This window comes from Dokdonia donghaensis DSW-1, from assembly GCF_001653755.1.
GTDB classification, from domain to species: Bacteria; Bacteroidota; Bacteroidia; order Flavobacteriales; family Flavobacteriaceae; genus Dokdonia; species Dokdonia donghaensis.
Genome location: NZ_CP015125.1, coordinates 1,922,835 through 1,941,991, shown reverse-complemented (window position 1 = coordinate 1,941,991; position 19,157 = coordinate 1,922,835). Strand labels below are relative to the sequence as shown.

The following is a 19,157-nucleotide window of genomic DNA, read 5'->3' as shown; positions in this document are numbered from 1 at the left end:
CCTAGTAACGTTCATTATTGTTTTTTGGAATATATGGGTATTGAGTATAGATTTTCAAATAACAAATTATCTACCACATTTTTACTTAATACCGTTAAACTATTCTTTAGCTCTTGGTCCATTATTATATTTATATGTAAAAAAGACAACTAACTATAGTTACCACCTTTCTAAGAGAGATAGTATTCATTTCTTGCCTGTAATTATAGAACTATGCGTACATATTATTATTAGTCAAGATGCTCTTTCAAATAATGTTATTGGTATAGAAACAGAAACTTATCTTATACTAATGCCTATTACTCAACTTCTGGCAATTATCTCTATTATAACCTATTGTATTTATGCACTTAGATTAATAAAAACCTATCATTCTTGGCTCAAGAAAAACTATAGTAATAATGATGCATATAGTTTAAGGTGGTTGTACAGATTACTTATCTTATTTGCAATACTTTGGTTTTTATTAGTGCCCTATACGTTTATAGACTATATAATCTATGATTTTCAATTAGATATAAGTGACTATTACCCTATTTATATGCTACTCTCTATTATAACAATTTGGATTAGTGCAGAAGCATTTTTAAGACCTGAAATAATTTTACTTGAGGCTAACAAACAAAATGATATTTACAAGACTAACTCATCTCAAGAAACCACAAAAAATCCCTCTGAAGAAATCTTAACCAAAGCATCTTGGCTTAAAGAACAGATGGAAACTAATCTTTTTTACCTTAATTCAGAATTAACATTAAAGTCTCTGGCAGATAATCTCAATATACATCCCAATTTATTGTCCAAAATAATAAACGATGGCTTAGGTAAAAACTTTTCTGACTTTGTAAATGAATATCGTGTAAATGCCATTATTGATAAATTACACAGTGATAAATACAATCACATAACGCTATTAGGAATGTCTTATGAATGCGGTTTCAATTCAAAAACTACTTTTAATAGGGTTTTCAAAAATATTACGGGCGTAACTCCTATATATTATAAAAAGTCAATAAAAAGTACCCCTAAGAAGGATTAAAACTAGTGCCATTCTATAATATGGGGCTTTTGATACTTTACTTAAGTACTAGATTTGATGAATATTTCAATCAAAAATCTAATGACATTTATGAACTCAAACTATTACTTAGTGCTCCTTGCTTGTTTAATAATATCTTGCAAAGGTAGGGCGCAATCAACCGCAAAAAATTCTCAAACAAATGAAATAGAGAATTTGCATTTTTCAAAAGTTGACTTTAAAGAAAACAAGCCTACATCAAATAATTATTCAAATAGTTTTATTCTCAATAAAGATAAGTTTCTCAGCATTGACTTTACTTTAGAAAAACCCCTTATTGAAAGTATTAAATCGCTAGCACCACACTTATCACAAGATCAATTATTAAATAAGGGAAATTTTCAGTTCTCATTTTTAGTTGATGGAGAAGTGATTTATGTAGAAAACCTAAACAAGGGAGCAGGAACAATTGACTCAAAAACTAACCAACTCAAACATCTAGTACCATTAGTTTATCCCACACAAATTGACTTTTGGGGTTGGTTTATGTGGTTAAAATTTATGAAACTAGGAGGAGGTCAAGATGTTCTTTTAGAAGGCAATCATTCTTTAAGTATCGAAGTAAGACCATATGTAAAAGAAGATACATTGAAGATAGGCGAGATTCTTGCAAAAGGTACTATTAACACACAAGCCTTTATAGATAAAAGCTTTGTCCCTATTCAAAAAATACAACCTGATAGTGGTTGGGAATTATCTAATGACACTTACAACAATACTAAAATAGAAGCTCTAAACAGAAAAATTGCACAAGGACGTTTTGAAGATATTAATGGCATAGTGGTTATAAAAGAAAATAAGCTTTTAATAGAAGAATACTTTAATGGTGAAAACAGAAATAGCTTGCACGACCCAAGATCTGTGGGTAAAACTATTGCTTCAACAATGATGGGAATTGCAATTCAAGAGGGTTTCATAAAAAACGAAAACATCTTATTAAAAGATTTTTACAACCTAAAGTCTTTTAATAATTATAGTCCTAAAAAAGATGCTATAACCTTAAAATCTCTTTTAACAATGAGTTCTGGGCTTCTTGGTGATGATGCAGACTATAGTAACCCTGGAAATGAAGAAAATATGTACCCTACAAAAAATTGGGTGAAATTTACACTTGATTTACCTATGCAACAAGGTAGAACCATAGGAGAAGACTACATTTATTTTACAGCAGGTGTAGTGGTACTAGGAGATGTCATACATCAATCTGTCCCTAGTGGTTTAGTGTCTTACGCAGATAAAAAACTATTTAACCCTCTTGGTATAACTGAATATAAGTGGCAATACACACCTCAAAAAGTTGGTAATACCGCTGGCGGGATACAGTTAAGAGCTATTGATTTTGCCAAATACGGACAATTATATAAGAATAATGGAAAATGGAATGGTAAACAAATTTTAAGTAAACAATGGGTTGAAAAGAGCTTAGCTAAGCAAGTAAAACGACCAACAGAAAATGGTTACTATGGCTATTTATTTTGGAATAAAGTCTATAAATATAACGACAAAGAATATGAAGTATCTTATTGTAGCGGAAGAGGTGGAAATAAGATTTTTATTTTCAAAAACATCCCATTTGTCATCGTTATAACTGCTTCAGCATATAATAGTCCCAGTGCCCATACTAATGTTGATAAGATGATAAGTGAATATATTTTACCAGCAATAATAGATAAAGATTAACGCCATTTCCCTTCTTTTAATAAGTAAAACAAGTCTACTCTAGGTGCGCCTGGAGTAGAATCTTAAAACTATTGATCTACAACAATCTATATAGAGTCTTCTAGATTTTATATTAAAAAAGGCTTTCTATTTTAGAAAGCCTTTAAAAGTGAATTTTTTATTTAACAGGTAACAACTCTTCATTTTTTAATGCCGCATCAACATCTACAGTTACATATTTATGACTGTTAAAAAACCTTCCTGAATCAGCAAGTTTTATTGTTGCGACTTTCTTCCCATTACTTTTCTCTTTAATTGAGGTTATTACCACTCTTTGACCTTTAACATTCTCGTAATTTGCAATTCCTCCTTTTTTTATAATAAAGTTTGCCTTCGGAAAATTGATATGCTTATAATTATTATAATCTACCGTCCCAATTTGAAAAACATCACCTTCATTAAAATTTGATTGAGGCTCTTGAGCATACAAAGAGACTGAAATAAATAACGCTAAAACTGAACTTAAAATGTGATTTTTCATAATATTAAATTTAATATTGACACTACCTAATTTTGAAGAATCTTCAAAATATCAATACAATAAAATTGATAGTTAAAAATAAGAACATAATAAATGAAAATAATTTAACAAAAAGTTAAACAACAAAAAACTGAGTTAAAAATCACCTTTGCTTAGACGGGGCTTAATTGTAGCTTTTGGACTCATTGTGATTTGTAATTTTCATCATAAAGATTTTCTCATTTTATGATGGTAATAGCTTGTTTTAAAAGGTTATTTGATGCTGTGATATCGGTGATTTTTCGCGTTCTTATATTTACGCTTTCGCGAAAGCGGAATACCATAACACCACATACACTTATACTTTTTTGCACCTTCTAAGGGACTGATTACCAAAATCTATACTACATCTGAAAATCTGTATAAGAAACCTCCCATTTCTCCCTCTTACCTTTGCCTCAGCAATTAAAAATGAAGCAAGATGAAAGATTATCAGTTTGGAAAAGATGGATGGACGCCAGATAGAATTACAGATGTTAAGGATAAAACCTTTTTAATTACAGGTACCACGAGTGGTACTGGTTATGAAGCAGCAAGAATCTTACTCGCTAAGGGTGCGACTGTTGTAATGCTTAATCGTAATAATACTAAAGCTGCAAATACCATTGCTACTTTAAAACAAGAAGTAGGAGACACCGTTAATGTGTCTAATATCGAGATGGACCTAGCCTCACTTGCATCTGTGAGAAAAGCAGCCGCAGAAGTACTTAAAACAGTACCTCGCATAGATGCCCTTATGCTTAATGCAGCCATTGCCCAAGTTCCCCAACAACAACTTACCGTAGACGGTTTTGAAAGTCAGCTAGGTGTAAATCACTACGGTAATTTCTTATTACAAGGTTTGTTGTTTCCACTAGTAGAGCAATCTAATGGTCGTATTGTCACCGTAGGTAGTGAAGGATATAAAATGGGTATAAAAACGATACAGTTTAACGATATGAACTGGGATCATAACTATAACCCTAATAGTGTATACAGCCAGAGTAAGCTTGCACAAATTATGACTACCTATGAGTTACAAGACAGACTCAAAAAAGCTGGTAAGACTAATGTAAAAACCTATGCGTGCCATCCAGGTGCCTCACGTACCTCATTAATTAAGACGAGTGGTAGCCTTATGACTCGCTTTGTCTGGCAACTTATGAAGCTATCACCTTTTGTACAATCTGCAGAGAAGGGTGCGTATCCAGAGCTTATGTGTGCTACAGAGCCAGATCTTGATCAAACTGCCTTTTATGGCCCCACAGGAAGAAACTACTGGACGGGACCCGTGGGTGAATGCAGCTTAGAGCCACACGCAAAAAATAAAGAGGTGATGGAGCAACTATGGAAAGTGTCTGAAGAGGCAACAGGCTTTAGCTGGAATTTATAACCCGGAGCTTTCATTTATGAAGTATATAACATATTACCTTACAGCAGCATTATTGCTAATAGCGCATAACAGCATATCACAAAACCGCAACTGGACGATAGCGCGTGCAAAAGATGAAAAGGCTACCGTACGCTATGATCTTGTAAAAAAAGACGAGGGTACGCACTTTTATTACATCGCAGAGACCACCGCAACTACCACACTAGATAAACTTGATGCCTATTTTTCTAATACAGAAAACCATAAGCAATTTTTAGAGCGCACACCGGTAACAAAAGAGTTAAAGAAACTATCTGATAACGAGTGGATGGCGTACTATTACTTTAACGCGCCCTGGCCTATGTCTGACAGTGATCTGGTTTTAAAAATCACGCGGGTAAGGAAAGAAGGCTCTCTACAGTTAATCGCAACTGCTGCACGTAGTGATTATAAGACTAAAGATGTGGAGCGAATGAATACCTATAAGGTGATATATGATTTTAAAGAACTAGCTAATGGTTCTATAAAAATCACGTATAATGCAGACTATATACCTATAGGTTCTATCCCTAAGTTTTTAATAAAATCTTGGTTTCCAGAAGGGCCTGCACAAATTGTGACTAACTTAGGTGCTACAAAGCAGCACTAATCATTTACTTATACGATACGACTATGGATATATTAAAAGCCGCAACAGACTGGGCAAAAGCAGAGCTATTTTCTACACCTTTTTTTGTACTCTTTGGGGTAGTGTTTATAGCTGCAAGTATAGGCTTCTGGCAACTGGGCAAAACAGATATTGCAAGAGCATACATAATACCTACACTGGTAGCGGGAGTACTACTAGTCACGATAGGTTTTGGGTTGTTTTTTACAAATAAGGCTAGAATCACACAGTTTGAGACCGCATACCAGGAGGATGCAACAGCTTTTATTACCTCAGAGATAGACCGTACAGAAGCAACCCTTAAGGAGTATACTACAGTTGTCTTTAGAGCTATTCCTATCATTATTATTATAGCTGCGTTGCTCATTATATTTGTAAACACACCTAGCTGGCGTGCCATAAGTATCACTACCATTGCAATGCTTATCATAATCTTACTTATAGATGGTACAGCTTACGCCAGAATAAACGATTATAACAAGCATCTAGTAAGTGCACAAAAGGATAATAGGTACTAGATAGTTAAAATAAAATAGAGATCTAAAACGTTATAAGTAACTTCACAAAAACGACTTAACACAATTAGTTTTTTAATATGGAGCATTTTAAAACCTTATCATCATATATTAACTACTTAGGATTACCTCCAGCAGAGCACCCTATGCTTAGTGTTTTTACAACCGTGGCAGATGGATATCTACCTTGTCCAAGAGAAAGCTCCCCACCTATCACAAATGATTGCTACACCATAAGCCTTAAGAAAATAATAAAAGGTGACTTAACCTATGGGCGCACTAAGTATGACTTTACAAATGGTGCACTCATTTTTATTGCACCTAGACAGGTTCTTCAATGGGATAGTAGTGTGATTTATGATCAAAAAGGTTTTTCTCTTACCTTTCACGAAGACTTTATAAAAGGTACAGAGCTTGTGGCTCAAATCAAGAAATACAACTTCTTTTCTTACAATGTTAATGAAGCACTACACCTCTCGCCAAAAGAAGAAAAGCAAATAGAGTCTATCGTAACTAACATAGATACAGAGTATCATAATAATCAAGACGAGTTTAGTAAAGATATTATCATCTCACAACTTAGTACTCTACTTAAGTATGCAAACCGCTTTTATGAACGTCAGTTCTTAAATCGTAAAGAATTCTCTACAGATTTACTAAGTCTATTTAATCAACAACTAGATACCTATTTTGAAACCGGACAGCTGCAAGAAAACGGCATCCCCAGCATAGAACAAATAGCAGGCAAGCTTTCTGTTTCACAACGCTACCTGAGCGACACCCTCAAAAAAGAAACAGGTAAAACCACAACAGAACACTTACAGTTGTACTTAATAGACGAGGCTAAGAACACCTTACTTAATCCGCAGAAGTCTATTTCTGAAGTAGCTTATGAACTAGGGTTTGAATACCCTCCTTATTTCTCAAGACTCTTTAAAAAGAAAGAAGGCATAAGCCCTAGCCAGTACAGGCAGAAGTATAAAATGAATTAGTATTATATTGTGCTCTATAAAACCCTAAGAGACTTATATTTTGAAATACATTTTACTACTCACATTTGCTATATGCCTAGCAAGCTGCAATTTAAAAGGTGAAACTGCCACCCCCACAACGTATCCAGATGTAAAGGTGGTGGGCGCTATGAAAAACGTAATGTGGAAAGGAGAACTAGAAGATTCTATACTACTAGATACCATCACAAATAAGAAAGGACTTTATGGCTTAGGCCCTGAGAGTTATCTCACTGGCGAACTTCTCATTGTAAATGGTACTAGTTATCTATCAAAAGTGAGCTCAGACACTGCAATGACAGTAACACCTACTTATGATGTCTCAGCACCTTTTTTTGTGTATACTAACGTGACAGACTGGTATGAGATAAATCTTCCGGCGTCTGTGAAGACTATAAAAGATATAGAAGACTTTGTAAGTGAACGCACAAAAGAAGCAAAGCGACCATTTGCATTTAAACTAGAAGGTACTGTATCTAAGGCAGACATACACATACAGAATTTACCTAGAGGCACAAAAGTTTCTTCTCCACAAGAAGCGCATCAAGGCCAAACGAATTACACACTGCAAAATGAGCAAGTGGAAATTATTGGATTTTTCTCTACAATGCATAAGGGTATCTTCACCCACCACGATAGTAACATTCACCTACATCTCATTACAAAAGACACCTCCAAAATGGGACATCTAGACAATCTAGAAATAGATAGGCTTACCCTGTTTTTACCGAAAAAATAATTTTTGACTACCTTTAAGAAGTACATCACTTATAAATTATTTAAAATGAAAAAGCTCCTTCTTCTCCTTACTCTAGTCATTTTTGTACCGCTAGCGGGCCTTGCACAAGATACTTTTGAGCTTTCCCCCTCACAAAGTATGCTTATGACGGGAAAAGGTCCCGGTCAAGATGGCGCTATAAACCCATATTATGGAGAACCTTGTTATGCCATCGTGAGTAATAACGGTAATACACCTTTCTCTGTAAGAATACAGCAAGACGGCGAGATTATAAAAACAATTGAGGTAAAACAAAAGACCAAAAAAGAAATTAAGCTTCTTAAAAAAGATGAACTCTACATAGATGCTAGTAAACAGGCTAAAGCAAGTCTTACTTTAAACTTTATTCCGCTAGGTGCAAAAAAGAAGACACCAAATAAATTTTAGAGACAGTTAGTTCTGCTTTCTCTTTAAGTTATATTGACTAGTGTATTATTACGCTTTCGCGAAAGCGTAACAACATCCCTCGCATTACTGATATTTTCACCAGTTACTACATAAGCCAGACAACCGAAACATCGCAAGCTACGTTAATACCTTCACAATAGATATTAAACCTTTGTTATGAGTGTTGGGTTAGCTATGATTATTTAATAATTTACAGTCAAACTAATAATAGCTTATCACAACTTGTGAATAAACTATGCCCAAAAAACAACAATATGGATTGGATTTACAGCACAGACGACCCACTACTACAAACACTAGCCGGTAGCTTAATCATTTTTATAGTAGTCATCATTTTAACGCGCATTATAGGGTTGCGATCTTTTGCAAAATTTACGGCATATGATTTTGCATTTACCATTGCCATAGGGAGTATTATTTCATCTATACTTACTTCTAGCACCTCTATTGCACACGGATCTGTAGCTGTGGGAGCGTTACTCGTTCTCACATTTATCTTCTCCTACCTACAGCGTGCTGTGCCTGCCATAAACAAACTTATATCAAACAAACCCCTACTCCTTATGGATGGAAGTACTATTCTCGAAGAAAACTTAAAGTATGCTCGTATTGAAAAAGGGCAACTTATTGCCAAACTTAGAGAGGCAAATGTACTCACCTATGAGCAAGTAGAGGCAGTTGTACTAGAATCTACAGGTGATATATCTGTGTTACACACCTCATCGTCAAGTGATGACGAGAAGCTTAATAAGTCATTGCTAGAGGGTGTGCGTAAAACACCATAAGGGTATTCTTATTTTATAAATCGTGATAGATTTGATGATTAAATAACGACTTTTGCACTATGGAAAAATCAGAGTTTTTAGAACAACAAGTATTTGCAGGATTAACACCAAAAAATGATGGATCAGGAACAGATACTGCTTATCAATTTTCTGAAGTAGATTTTGAAACCGTACTAGATCGTGCAGAGCATTATGGGCTGGGAATCTATACTATTGAGTCATTCTTTAAAGGAACTCCGTATTCCACAACCACTCACGAAGATTTAAAGAAAAGAGCTACAGATCATCGCTGGTTTAAAAGAGCGTTCTTAACTTCAAAAACAAAACAAGCAGGTCTTACCTACTCTGCAACCTACAAGGTATCGCCTAAGTTGCTCGCAAGAGATACTTTTCAAGACGAAGAGGAGTAAAAACTAGTCCCTACTTACCCAGGTGCCTAGTGTACTTTTATCGTAACTGTAACCCAGCGACATACCGGTCTCCTTTATCACAAGCGATTTGCCCGGAGCTGTTATCACTCCCTCAGTAAGTAAATAGCTGTTTATCCTTTTAACATCACTGCTAGGCAAGGCAACATTATCTACTATAACTGAGCTTCCGTTAAGCATCATTTTTACATATCTACTAGAACTAGCTATGTAATCATTACGTGTTAACCACGTTACAATCTTTTCTACAGCTATAAAGCCATCTACAATAACAATATGGTTTCCCTTTTTATAGAAACTCACCTCTGTAACGTCCTGCATACCATATTTTCTAAAAACGCTATTTACCTTAGACCATTGAGTAGTAGATAAGCGTGTACCGTTTGCATATGCTCCGGCATCTTCTTTTACAAATACAATAGTTTCTTCACCTTTAAGTAATCCTTCAGTATTTAGAGTGTTAATGAGGGCTTCTTGTACCTCCGGCCATTGCCAGAGACTACTCTTCTCATCACTTGCTGCCGTTTTTGTACTAGATAACTCTAGTAAATCACGCACGTAACTATCTATACCTCCTCCTCTTTTGGAGTTAAGACCTAGTCGCTCTGCTTCATTAGAGAGGCGCAGTGCCTCTCTCTCTAGCCGTGCAGCATCTCTTACAGAAACTTCCCTAAGTCGTGCAGCCTCTCGTTGCATACGTGCTGCATCACGTCTTGCACGGTCTGCATCGCGTTCTAATCGTTGTATTTCTTGTCGCTCGCTTCCTCCAGAAACAAGGGTACGTAAGATGTTACCCATATCTGTAAACTTTGCAATCATATCTGGTGCAGCGATTGTTTTATCTAGTTCAATCTTGAGGCGTTTCTCACTCAGTGCAATCTCATAAACGGTATCCTCATCACCTTCAAGACTCCAGACCATATCCTTCCCACTAGACTGCATATTTTTTGTACCCATTTCGGCTACTAAGAAGTCTTTAATAGCGGCGTATCTGTTGCTTGGATAACGAGATTTTACTCGGTACTCATCATTTGAGTTACTTACTGAGTACGACGTACTGCCGCCACTTCCAAAATTACCATTTTGGGTAATTACCGATACATTAGACGAGTTTGTGGTTACCGTAGTAGTTGCATCTTCATAAACCGTTGCTGGTGGTGCTGGCGGAGCAGGTGGCGCTGTTTGTGCAATTACATTTATTCCTAAGCCTATGAGGGCTGCTGTGCATATATTTCTTACTGTTTTCATTGTCTTACTTTTTTAGTCTTCCGCTTTCGCGAAAGCGATTATCTATTCATTTTTTTGATGATTCAATTGTAAAGGTTAATCCCACACCTCTTGTGCTAGCAATTGAAATGGAAGAATCATCTTTAAAATACTTTCGAAGCCGACTGATAAAGACGTCCATACTGCGGCCTGAGAAAAAGTCGTCGTTTCCCCAGATTTTAGATAGAATATCTTCTCTTCGAAGTAGCTGATTTTTGTTTTCATAAAAAAACTGAATCAACTGTGCTTCCTTTTCTGTGAGAGATTGTACGGTCTCTCTAAAGGTGAGCGTGTGATTGTGAGCATCAAAGTGATAGTTTCCTATCGCAGTGATTTCATTTATATCTGGTCTAACCTTTGCGAGGTTAGGTCTAGATCGTTTTAAAATATTAGTAAGGCGTAGCACGAGTATATCTGCCTCAAAGGGTTTTACGATATAATCGTCTGCTCCTAGCTTGAGCCCCTGTATGCGGTCTTCCTTCATCTTACGTGCGGTGAGGAACACAAAGGGAACTTCTGGGTTGATACTTATCACTTTCTCTGCAAGTGTAAACCCATCCATTTTAGGCATCATCACATCAAAAACACAGATGTCATAGATTACTCCTTCTGAGTGCGCTTTCGCGAAAGCGTTATGAGCCTCTTCCCCATCTTTACACCAAGTAACTTCAAAATTGTGTATCTCGAGATATTGCTTGAGTATACTCCCAAAATCAAAATCATCCTCGGCGAGTAGTATGTTATTTTTTGCGATCATTATAAAGGCAATTTTATGGTGAAGGTGCTACCCTCGTTTTCTATACTTTTAAGGCTTATCGTTCCCCCGTGAGCGGTAATTATTTGGTGTGTAAAATAGAGGCCGAGACCTAGCCCTTTTACGTTATGTACATTACTATTACCAGCGCGATAAAACTTGTCAAAAATCGCTTTCTGGTCTGCTGGTGAGATACCTGTCCCGTTATCTGATATCTCAATGCAATAGTTTCTATTTACAAGGCGCGTGGTGACCGTTACAGTAACTTGGTCTTTACCATACTTTACTGCGTTCTCTAGCACGTTAAGGAGTGCCGTAGTGAGGTGAAATCTATCTATGCGCAAGAGCACTTCTGGACTGTAGACCTTGTTTAAAACTGTGAGATGCGCGTGCTGTGTAGCAATCTCAAAATCTGAAAGTAGGTTCTTAAAAAATACATTGTCACTTACCTGCTCTTTATTGAGCTGTAGCTCCTCTGCGCTCAAGCTATTAGTAAGTACTTGATCTATGAGTTTTTGTAATCTACTATTTTGTCGCTCTACAATACCCAGTGTGTTATTAAAGGCATCTGGATTGCTTTTTATAGCTTCATTGCGCAAGCTTTTGGTAGCGATACCTAGTGTTGCTAGAGGTGTTTTGAGCTCGTGAGTGACATTATTAATAAAGTCTGTTTTTACCTCGGCAATTTTTTTCTGAGTAATGAGGTTCTTTATTGAGTAGTAGAGCAACCCTATTACAAAAAGGAATAAAATGATACTTCCCACAATGAGTACCCACATTCTTCTAAGTACTAGAGATTTCCAGTTAGGTACTTGTATCTCTTGTGTGGTGCGCACTTCAAAATCGTACGAGCTTATACTTATACTGTCACCTCTACGGTCTATAAACTCATTTGTATCAAAGGTGCGTGCATAGTTAATACTTCTTGAAATTCCTGTTTTAAACTTCTGCCCAAAAATGCGTTCTCTCTCATTGTCTTTTATAGGAAAAATGGTGTCTGTATGAGGATAGTCTATGATGACAATGCTCAACAAATTCTGTCTATAAGCTACCTCATAACCCAACTCTTTTTGTAATTGCAAGGCTTCATACCGCTGCATATACTGCTCGTTATAAGTATCTGCATTGCGGTAAAATCGTTCTACCACCTGTCGCTTAGTTATACTCTCATTAAAATAATCTGCTAGGTGATCTTCTAGGTCTACTTCTATAAGTGCGTCGTAGAGAGAATCTAGTTCTCTATCATTTGCAATCTCAGAAACCGCATTTGAGGTTTCATTAAAGAAAGCGGTTTTTTTGAGCTCGTAGGTATTACTTATTAAATAAGCTTGTATGGCACATAACGCTAGTAATGCTAGGGCAGATATTGCTATTAATAAGGAGAATTTACTTTTCATCTGTGGTTGATTGATGTTGTAAATGTAGTGGGAAAGTACAGTTAGACATAATTAATACTCTCCGTTAACCGAGCATTAACCTTAAAATTGCTCGCAACCCTTACTCAGTATGTACTTCGCTCTTAGGTTAATACAACGACTAGTGTTCTTGCTATTACATTAACCTAGCCCTTAACCTGTGGTTAACCTGATTATCAAATAGATGATCTCACTTTTGTGCCATCAAACAAAAGAACCAACCATATGAAAACAGTACTCATTTTTATACTCACCTTACTCACAGCAAGCGTCACTGCGCAGCATTCTCTTAAAGCGCATCGCACAGGAGAGGCTCCTAAAATAGATGGAAACCTCACAGAGGCAGTCTGGAAAGCACAACTAGAAATCAAGACGTTTACACAAAAAGTACCTAATGCTGGACAACCCTCTCTACGTGCAACAGAGATTGCCGTATTATATGATGATAATTACCTTTACGTAGGCGCTGTGCTCCATACAAATGATAAAGATGAAATAAGACGTCTCCTTACCGCTCGTGATGATGTGGGTAATGCAGACTATTTTGGCGTGCAAATTGATCCCTTTGGGCAAACACGCGAGGGGTATGACTTTACCGTTACGGCAGCCGGTGTGCAGTTTGACAGTAAGATATCTGGCAACACCGGTGCAGACGAAAATTTTAATGTTATCTGGGAAAGTGAAGTCACCGTGTACGATACTCACTGGGACATTGAGATACGCATCCCGTGGAATAGCATACGTTTCCCAAAAGAAGACTTATCAGATTTTACGATTAACTTTCAGCGTTTTTCTGGGGCGCTTAATGAAGAATCTTTCTGGAGTCCCATAGATCCTACTATAGATGGATACCTCAACCAGTTTGGGTCGCTTGTAGGTATCGAGCCTGTAAACCCGCCGCTCAACCTGTCTTTTGTACCCTTTGTATCTGCCGTACACGAGACAAACAGTAGCGGCGAAACAGAAACCACCCTCAACCCTGGACTCGATGTTAAGTATGTAATTGATAATGCATACACGCTTGATGTATCTGTTATTCCAGATTTTAGCCAGGCACGCAGTGATGACCAGGTTTTTAACCTATCTCCTTTTGAAGTACAGTTTGCAGAGCAACGTCCATTTTTTATAGAGGGAACAGAGCTTTTTGATAAAGGCGGCTACCTTTTTACACGTCGCATAGGTGGTAGACCCATTAATGCAGATGCAATTACGCTTTCAGATAATGAGACGGTGGTTACTAATCCTACAAGTTCAAATATTATAAACCTTGTAAAATTTACCGGAAAGTCACAAAACGGACTCTCCATAGGGGTGCTTAATGGGGTAACCGCTTTCGCGAAAGCGGAAATAAAAAACACCGCTACAGATGAAGTAAGAGAGGTAATTACAAATCCGCTCACGAATTATAATGCGCTAGTGATAGATAAACAACTCAAAAACAATAGTTCTGTCACGTTTATCAATAACTCGGTGTTACGATCTGGAAATGCTTATGACAGTAACTTTAGCGCACTGTTATATGAGTGGTTTAATGCAAAACGTACTTATAGGGCTAGCTTTAAGAAAGCCGTATCACAGCAATATGGGCTGGAGGGAGATAACGTTTTTGGACACGAGTATAATGCTTATGTATCAAAAGTAAGTGGCGCCTGGACGGGAGGTGTGAGCTGGAACTTAAAGGATGAAGATTTTGATAATAATGACTTTGGGTTCTTGCAGCGTAACAACAGTATGGTTTTCCGTGGGAATGTAAATTATCGCAATACTGCTCCAAAGAAATGGTTCCAGCAATATCAACTAGATCTAGATCATCAGCAGCGGTTTTATTACAGCCTTATGGAACGTGAGCGCTCGCAATATCGCTTCTCAAGCTTTGCTACGACAAAGGGTAACCAAAATCTGTTTGTCACGCTAAGCTATGTCTCAAAACGTCAAGACTTTTTTGAAGCACGAGTAAAAGACCGCGTTTTTAATAGACCTGCACTCTCTGAAATAGTTCTAGAATATCAAACTAACCGAAACAAAAATTTATCGTGGGCTGGCTACTTTGTAGCAGTAGATTATAAAAATCACAACCTACAAACAGAACAGTACGTGATGGGTTATGGTTTACGTGCAAGACTGGGGCAACACTTCTTTGCAGAGTTTGAGCAAGATTATACAGATAACCCTAACGATATAGGTTATATCACAAATCAAGAGGAACAGATCATCATAGGCCAGCGCTCTATAAACCAGCTTACAAATGCAATACAACTCAACTATGCGGTAAACGCAAAAATTAATATGAATCTAAGACTACGTCACTACTGGATTAAAGTAGATTATATAAATCAATACGCTTTACAGCAAGACGGGAACCTGGCGGTAAATAATCTCTCTATAGATCCAGATGGTTTTGACAGTACATTTAATGCCTTTAACCTTGACTTTGTAGCACGCTGGCAGTTTGCTCCCGCAAGTGAGTTATCACTAGGGTATCGTGTGGGTAAAACTACCTTTGCAGATAATGTGAACGGAGACTATTTTGACGGAGTGAATACACTTAGTGATGCCACAGGTTTAGAAACCTTAAGTTTACGTATGCGCTGGTTTTTAGACTTTAACAGATTTAAAAAACGTAGTTAATGTAACAAAGTGAAATACTTTCCTACATATAGGATATGTATAAATCATTTTTTCAAAATATAGCGACAGAGCAAGGAGGTACTTTTTTATACCAAGATCAAGATACTAGCATAGGTGGAGGCATACGACTTCCTAAAGTTCAGTATTTATTAAAAATACCTGTAGGAGATACTGAGATAAATATCATTCATATCACTGGAAAAGAATTTTCTGGTCATATCTCTATGAAGTTACCAAAACAGCCCGAGAGTCACACTTTTGAACTCACTACAAACTCGCATATTAAATCCCTTTTTATAGGCAAATCAAAGCGCTTTAATATCAATAGCGACTGCGCTCAAATGACTGAGTTTTTAAGAAACAATAGCCATATTGCAATCTTAAAAGAAATTGCTCAAGAAGATAGCTTCCAGCCTATAATTACGGGTACAAACGAGGATGATCATTATATGTTGATAGCAAAATATCATCTAGAATTTGACAACTGGAACAGCCCTGTACTTCCGCTTATGGATTTATTTAAAGAATTGCACACACGGTTTGTGGATATTAACGAGCGCTTTGCAAATGATGTCACTATCAGTATGGGGTCTTAAATAACTCCTAACACAATCTTAAACAACTACCGTCTAGCGTAGTAATGCCATAGCTTTGTTACACTTTCCCTTTTATAAAGGGTGAGTATAACAACCAACCTATGAAACACTACGCCATAATAGGAGGAGGTCCCAGAGGACTTTTTGCTCTTGAAAGCCTTTTTACTGCGCTCTACAATAACGCCCCAGAAGCTCAAATAAAAGTCACTTTATTTGAACCTTTTGAATATCCTGGTGCTGGCTGGGTATGGAATCCTGAGCAAGTAGCAAGCAACTGGCTTAATATAACTGAGCGTGCCTTACAAGACTTGCCTGGCAGACCAGAAATAAAACTAGGTGATGATATCATCCCGGCATTTCCCTCATATACGGAGTGGTTACCAGAAGAACAACAAAACCCTCCAGCTACGCATCCAGATCAGTTTCCTCCACGGGCAAAGATGGGAACCTACCTTAATGCTCGTTTTGCGACTATTACTACTGCGCTTAAGGGGTTTGATTTATTAAAGATTGTTGAGGAAACGGTCACTAAACTCACCTATATCGCACCAGAATTCACAGTAATTACAGAAAATACATCCGTTACTGCAATAGATGAAGTGGTTCTCACAATAGGACATCAGGATACGGAACTATCAGAGCAGCTGCAAGAGTGGAAAAATCACATTGCACAAACTGATAATGCCCTGCTATTTACAGAAGCCTATCCCGTAGAAAAAATGATAAATGCAAACATCACCTCAGAGAGCGTAGTTGCTTTTAGAGGTTTTGGGCTTGCAATGATTGATCAGATACGTGCGCTCACCTTGCAGCGCGGTGCGCATTTTGAGATGCTTGATAATGACACTAAAGAAGTAGCTTTTCACGCTAGAGAAAACCATCCGCAGCGGTTTGTCCCCTTTTCCTTAGATGGGCTTCCTATGGTGCCAAAACCTATAAATAAAGCGGTAGATAAGTGGTTTATGCCAAGTGATGATGCTATAAACGCTTTCGCGGAAGCGATACATAAAGGCGCCTGCGGCGATCACCCTGCAAAAGATCAATACTTTCTACTAGAAGCAATGGCAGCTGTTGTGGCTCCTTTGTTTTTAAAATTAGGAGACAAAGCCATACAGCACGACCTTACCGAAGAAGAAGTTTATTTCTTAACCATAAATTACCTCAACAATAAATCACTAGCGCATCCCCTACTCCTATCACACCATACGCCCATATTAGAAATGATGCAACTACAGGTGGAAATGGCAGTAGGAGAAGCACCGGTTAGCCTCGACTATTTTATAGGTCAAGTATGGCGACACTGCCAGCCTACCATCTACAGAGAGTTCTCATATCCAGCAATTGCAGATGCTGTAGTGGCAGAAGTTATTGCACTAGATGAAGCATCAAAACGATATTCATACGGTCCACCAGTTGAAAGCATACAACAACTTATTGCACTTGCAAAAGATGGAGTTTTAGATCTTGACTTTGTAAATAATCCAAAAATCACTTGTGTAGACAGAGGCTGGCAACTTGAATCTAATGGTAATAACGTTACGGTAGACGTAATGCTTAATGCTGTTCTAGACTCTCCACAACTTGTTACGGTAGATACACCTATCATTAAAAATTTACTACATAACGAGATGATTGAGCCTAAACATACAGACCTAGGCATACGCACAGACGATTATGGTTATATAGAAGTACCAGAAGGTAAAAGTTTTGTGCCACTAGCGGTATTAGGCAGACTATCTAAGGGAAGTGTGATAGGTGTAGATGCAATTTTAGAATGTTTTGGACCACGCACTATAAGCTGGTCTGAGCGCAGTATAGCCTTAATGAAGAACGAAAAATAAAGAAGATGAGTAGAGGATTTGTAAAAGAAGATGACCAAGAAGAAACTCCTATAATTCCGCCTAGGGCAGCATTGCCAGATGGTGTGACAAACTACGTCACTAGCCACGGGTTAACCCAGCTCAAGGAAGAGCTTAGCACGCTAGATCATAAAATCTCCACCCTAGATGAAACAGATGAGCGCGAACGCAGGCGCGCACTTGCCGTACTCAATGGTAAACGCAACTTACTACTGGAACGCATACAGAGCGCAAGACTACTTGATCATATTAAGGATGAGGAAGAAATACGTTTTGGCGCCACAGTCACATATACCATCGCTGGTATGCCTAAACCTATTACCATCCAGATTGTGGGCGTAGATGAAGCTAATGTAAAAGACAAAAAAATTGCTTTCACCGCTCCTATTGCTAGAGCACTTATTGGCAAAAAGGTGGATGAAACAACTACATTTCAGCTAGGTAATGAGGAGAAGAAACTCACTATTAAAAATATAGCCTACGTAGAGTAGTAGGAGATTTACGCTTTCGCGAAAGCGTAACAAACACGTTCAAAAACAAGTTCACATATCGTAACTTTATAACCGAAAATAGAGCTACTCAATCCCTAATTTATCACCTATGCAAACGATTCTATATAAAGCAAACACGCGAGGAAACGCAAACCACGGCTGGCTACAGAGTTTTCACACCTTTAGCTTTGCAAGCTACCATAACCCCAACCGTATGAACTTTGGAGCGATGCGTGTGCTCAATGATGACACCGTAGCGGCTGGTAGAGGTTTTGATATGCACAGGCATCTCAATATGGAGATTGTATCCATCCCACTTTCTGGTGATCTAGAGCATAAAGATAGTATGGGTAACCAGACCGTGATACAGCAGGGTGACATCCAGGTGATGAGTGCCGGGACAGGAATAGATCACAGTGAGTACAATAAAAATAGTGATCGCGAGGTTCAGTTTTTGCAAATCTGGATTATGCCTAACCAGCGCCCAGTAGCGCCTCGTTATGACCAAATGAAAATAAATGAGCATCACCTCAAAAATGAATTTGTACAAATACTCTCACCAAATCAAGATGATGAGGGTGTATGGATTTACCAAGACGCTTGGTTTCATATGGGTGATTTTACACAAGAGCAAACGCTTGTACACAATTTACATAAAAAAGGGAACGGCCTTTTTATTTTTGTACTTGAAGGTAGCGCCCACGCCGCTGGCGAACTATTAGATAGACGTGATGCCATAGGAGTTTATGACATTGCCGAGCTAGAAATCACAGCACAATCTGATTCCAAAATATTACTTATCGAGGTGCCTATGCAGTTTTAAGTAGAGGCCACAATGATAGTTTTATATTACGCTTTCGCGAAAGCGTAACAAAACCCTTTTAAATGC

General features: G+C 37.6%; 19 protein-coding genes. 15 read left to right on the top strand and 4 right to left on the bottom strand.

Features of this window, described 5'->3' with window-relative positions; all coding sequences use genetic code 11:
• Positions 1-40: 40 nt before the first annotated feature.
• Positions 41-1,039, top strand: a complete 999-nt coding sequence (locus I597_RS08585) for a helix-turn-helix domain-containing protein (RefSeq protein WP_236626668.1) — start codon at positions 41-43, stop codon at positions 1,037-1,039.
• A 57-nt stretch (positions 1,040-1,096) separates the two neighbouring features.
• Positions 1,097-2,758: a serine hydrolase domain-containing protein gene (locus I597_RS08580; RefSeq protein WP_236626667.1), complete on the top strand. Its 1,662-nt coding sequence runs from the start codon at positions 1,097-1,099 to the stop codon at positions 2,756-2,758.
• A 157-nt stretch (positions 2,759-2,915) separates the two neighbouring features.
• On the opposite strand, the gene I597_RS08575 is transcribed toward I597_RS08580, so the two are convergent.
• The gene (locus I597_RS08575) at positions 2,916-3,278 is read right to left on the bottom strand and encodes a hypothetical protein (RefSeq protein WP_035328431.1); all 363 of its coding nucleotides are present in this window, start codon (positions 3,276-3,278) and stop codon (positions 2,916-2,918) included.
• Between the two features lie 460 nt (positions 3,279-3,738).
• Between I597_RS08575 and I597_RS08570 the strand changes: the two genes are divergently transcribed.
• The 8 genes from I597_RS08570 to I597_RS08535 all read left to right on the top strand — a co-directional run bounded on the left by I597_RS08570 (position 3,739) and on the right by I597_RS08535 (position 9,241).
• A complete protein-coding gene (locus tag I597_RS08570; protein WP_035328429.1) occupies positions 3,739-4,689 on the top strand; it encodes an SDR family oxidoreductase in 951 nt (316 codons plus the stop codon).
• A gap of 16 nt (positions 4,690-4,705) precedes the next feature.
• A complete protein-coding gene (locus I597_RS08565; protein WP_035328428.1) occupies positions 4,706-5,317 on the top strand; it encodes an SRPBCC family protein in 612 nt (203 codons plus the stop codon).
• A gap of 23 nt (positions 5,318-5,340) precedes the next feature.
• Entirely contained in the window at positions 5,341-5,853 is a 513-nt protein-coding gene (locus I597_RS08560) for a hypothetical protein (protein WP_035328427.1), read from the top strand.
• A 77-nt stretch (positions 5,854-5,930) separates the two neighbouring features.
• Positions 5,931-6,842, top strand: coding sequence for a helix-turn-helix domain-containing protein (locus I597_RS08555; RefSeq protein WP_035328426.1), 912 nt, complete (start codon positions 5,931-5,933; stop codon positions 6,840-6,842).
• 40 nt (positions 6,843-6,882) lie between these two features.
• Positions 6,883-7,599 carry an acetolactate decarboxylase gene (locus I597_RS08550; protein WP_035328425.1) on the top strand — a complete coding sequence of 239 codons (717 nt, stop codon included), beginning with the start codon at positions 6,883-6,885 and terminating at the stop codon, positions 7,597-7,599.
• A gap of 45 nt (positions 7,600-7,644) precedes the next feature.
• Positions 7,645-8,025 carry a hypothetical protein gene (locus I597_RS08545; protein WP_035329126.1) on the top strand — a complete coding sequence of 127 codons (381 nt, stop codon included), beginning with the start codon at positions 7,645-7,647 and terminating at the stop codon, positions 8,023-8,025.
• A 275-nt stretch (positions 8,026-8,300) separates the two neighbouring features.
• Positions 8,301-8,831 (top strand): DUF421 domain-containing protein, encoded by a 531-nt coding sequence (locus I597_RS08540; RefSeq protein ID WP_035328424.1) that lies wholly within the window; start codon positions 8,301-8,303, stop codon positions 8,829-8,831.
• 59 nt (positions 8,832-8,890) lie between these two features.
• Entirely contained in the window at positions 8,891-9,241 is a 351-nt protein-coding gene (locus I597_RS08535) for a hypothetical protein (RefSeq protein ID WP_035328423.1), read from the top strand.
• Positions 9,242-9,244: 3 nt separating this feature from the next.
• Here the strand turns inward: I597_RS08535 and I597_RS08530 are convergent, their stop codons facing one another.
• From I597_RS08530 to I597_RS08520, 3 genes are read right to left on the bottom strand one after another with little or no spacing between them, the layout of a single operon-like run.
• A complete protein-coding gene (locus I597_RS08530; RefSeq protein ID WP_035328422.1) occupies positions 9,245-10,507 on the bottom strand; it encodes a hypothetical protein in 1,263 nt (420 codons plus the stop codon).
• Positions 10,508-10,553: 46 nt separating this feature from the next.
• Positions 10,554-11,282 carry a response regulator transcription factor gene (locus I597_RS08525; RefSeq protein ID WP_035328421.1) on the bottom strand — a complete coding sequence of 243 codons (729 nt, stop codon included), beginning with the start codon at positions 11,280-11,282 and terminating at the stop codon, positions 10,554-10,556.
• Positions 11,282-12,676 carry a sensor histidine kinase gene (locus I597_RS08520; protein ID WP_035328420.1) on the bottom strand — a complete coding sequence of 465 codons (1,395 nt, stop codon included), beginning with the start codon at positions 12,674-12,676 and terminating at the stop codon, positions 11,282-11,284. Before I597_RS08520 ends, I597_RS08525 begins: the two co-directional genes overlap by 1 nt.
• Positions 12,677-12,919: 243 nt before the next feature.
• On the opposite strand from I597_RS08520, the gene I597_RS08515 reads away from it, so the two are divergent.
• The 5 genes from I597_RS08515 (at position 12,920) to I597_RS08495 (ending at position 19,091) form a co-directional block, all read left to right on the top strand.
• Positions 12,920-15,322 (top strand): DUF5916 domain-containing protein, encoded by a 2,403-nt coding sequence (locus I597_RS08515; RefSeq protein ID WP_035328419.1) that lies wholly within the window; start codon positions 12,920-12,922, stop codon positions 15,320-15,322.
• 35 nt (positions 15,323-15,357) lie between these two features.
• The gene (locus tag I597_RS08510) at positions 15,358-15,918 is read left to right on the top strand and encodes a hypothetical protein (protein WP_035328416.1); all 561 of its coding nucleotides are present in this window, start codon (positions 15,358-15,360) and stop codon (positions 15,916-15,918) included.
• 101 nt (positions 15,919-16,019) lie between these two features.
• Complete coding sequence (locus tag I597_RS08505; protein WP_052111989.1) at positions 16,020-17,759, top strand: FAD/NAD(P)-binding protein; 1,740 nt, start codon at positions 16,020-16,022, stop codon at positions 17,757-17,759.
• Between the two features lie 5 nt (positions 17,760-17,764).
• Positions 17,765-18,268: a GreA/GreB family elongation factor gene (locus I597_RS08500; RefSeq protein ID WP_035328414.1), complete on the top strand. Its 504-nt coding sequence runs from the start codon at positions 17,765-17,767 to the stop codon at positions 18,266-18,268.
• A gap of 109 nt (positions 18,269-18,377) precedes the next feature.
• Complete coding sequence (locus I597_RS08495) at positions 18,378-19,091, top strand: pirin family protein (protein ID WP_035328412.1); 714 nt, start codon at positions 18,378-18,380, stop codon at positions 19,089-19,091.
• Positions 19,092-19,157: the final 66 nt, after the last annotated feature.

Coding starts and splice junctions, on each gene's coding strand:
- I597_RS08580 (WP_236626667.1), top strand. CDS start 1,097: ATGAATATTTCAATCAAAAATCTAATGACATTTATGAACTCAAACTAT.
- I597_RS08575 (WP_035328431.1), bottom strand. CDS start 3,278: ATGAAAAATCACATTTTAAGTTCAGTTTTAGCGTTATTTATTTCAGTC.
- I597_RS08570 (WP_035328429.1), top strand. CDS start 3,739: ATGAAAGATTATCAGTTTGGAAAAGATGGATGGACGCCAGATAGAATT.
- I597_RS08565 (WP_035328428.1), top strand. CDS start 4,706: ATGAAGTATATAACATATTACCTTACAGCAGCATTATTGCTAATAGCG.
- I597_RS08560 (WP_035328427.1), top strand. CDS start 5,341: ATGGATATATTAAAAGCCGCAACAGACTGGGCAAAAGCAGAGCTATTT.
- I597_RS08555 (WP_035328426.1), top strand. CDS start 5,931: ATGGAGCATTTTAAAACCTTATCATCATATATTAACTACTTAGGATTA.
- I597_RS08545 (WP_035329126.1), top strand. CDS start 7,645: ATGAAAAAGCTCCTTCTTCTCCTTACTCTAGTCATTTTTGTACCGCTA.
- I597_RS08540 (WP_035328424.1), top strand. CDS start 8,301: ATGGATTGGATTTACAGCACAGACGACCCACTACTACAAACACTAGCC.
- I597_RS08535 (WP_035328423.1), top strand. CDS start 8,891: ATGGAAAAATCAGAGTTTTTAGAACAACAAGTATTTGCAGGATTAACA.
- I597_RS08530 (WP_035328422.1), bottom strand. CDS start 10,507: ATGAAAACAGTAAGAAATATATGCACAGCAGCCCTCATAGGCTTAGGA.
- I597_RS08525 (WP_035328421.1), bottom strand. CDS start 11,282: ATGATCGCAAAAAATAACATACTACTCGCCGAGGATGATTTTGATTTT.
- I597_RS08520 (WP_035328420.1), bottom strand. CDS start 12,676: ATGAAAAGTAAATTCTCCTTATTAATAGCAATATCTGCCCTAGCATTA.
- I597_RS08515 (WP_035328419.1), top strand. CDS start 12,920: ATGAAAACAGTACTCATTTTTATACTCACCTTACTCACAGCAAGCGTC.
- I597_RS08510 (WP_035328416.1), top strand. CDS start 15,358: ATGTATAAATCATTTTTTCAAAATATAGCGACAGAGCAAGGAGGTACT.
- I597_RS08505 (WP_052111989.1), top strand. CDS start 16,020: ATGAAACACTACGCCATAATAGGAGGAGGTCCCAGAGGACTTTTTGCT.
- I597_RS08500 (WP_035328414.1), top strand. CDS start 17,765: ATGAGTAGAGGATTTGTAAAAGAAGATGACCAAGAAGAAACTCCTATA.
- I597_RS08495 (WP_035328412.1), top strand. CDS start 18,378: ATGCAAACGATTCTATATAAAGCAAACACGCGAGGAAACGCAAACCAC.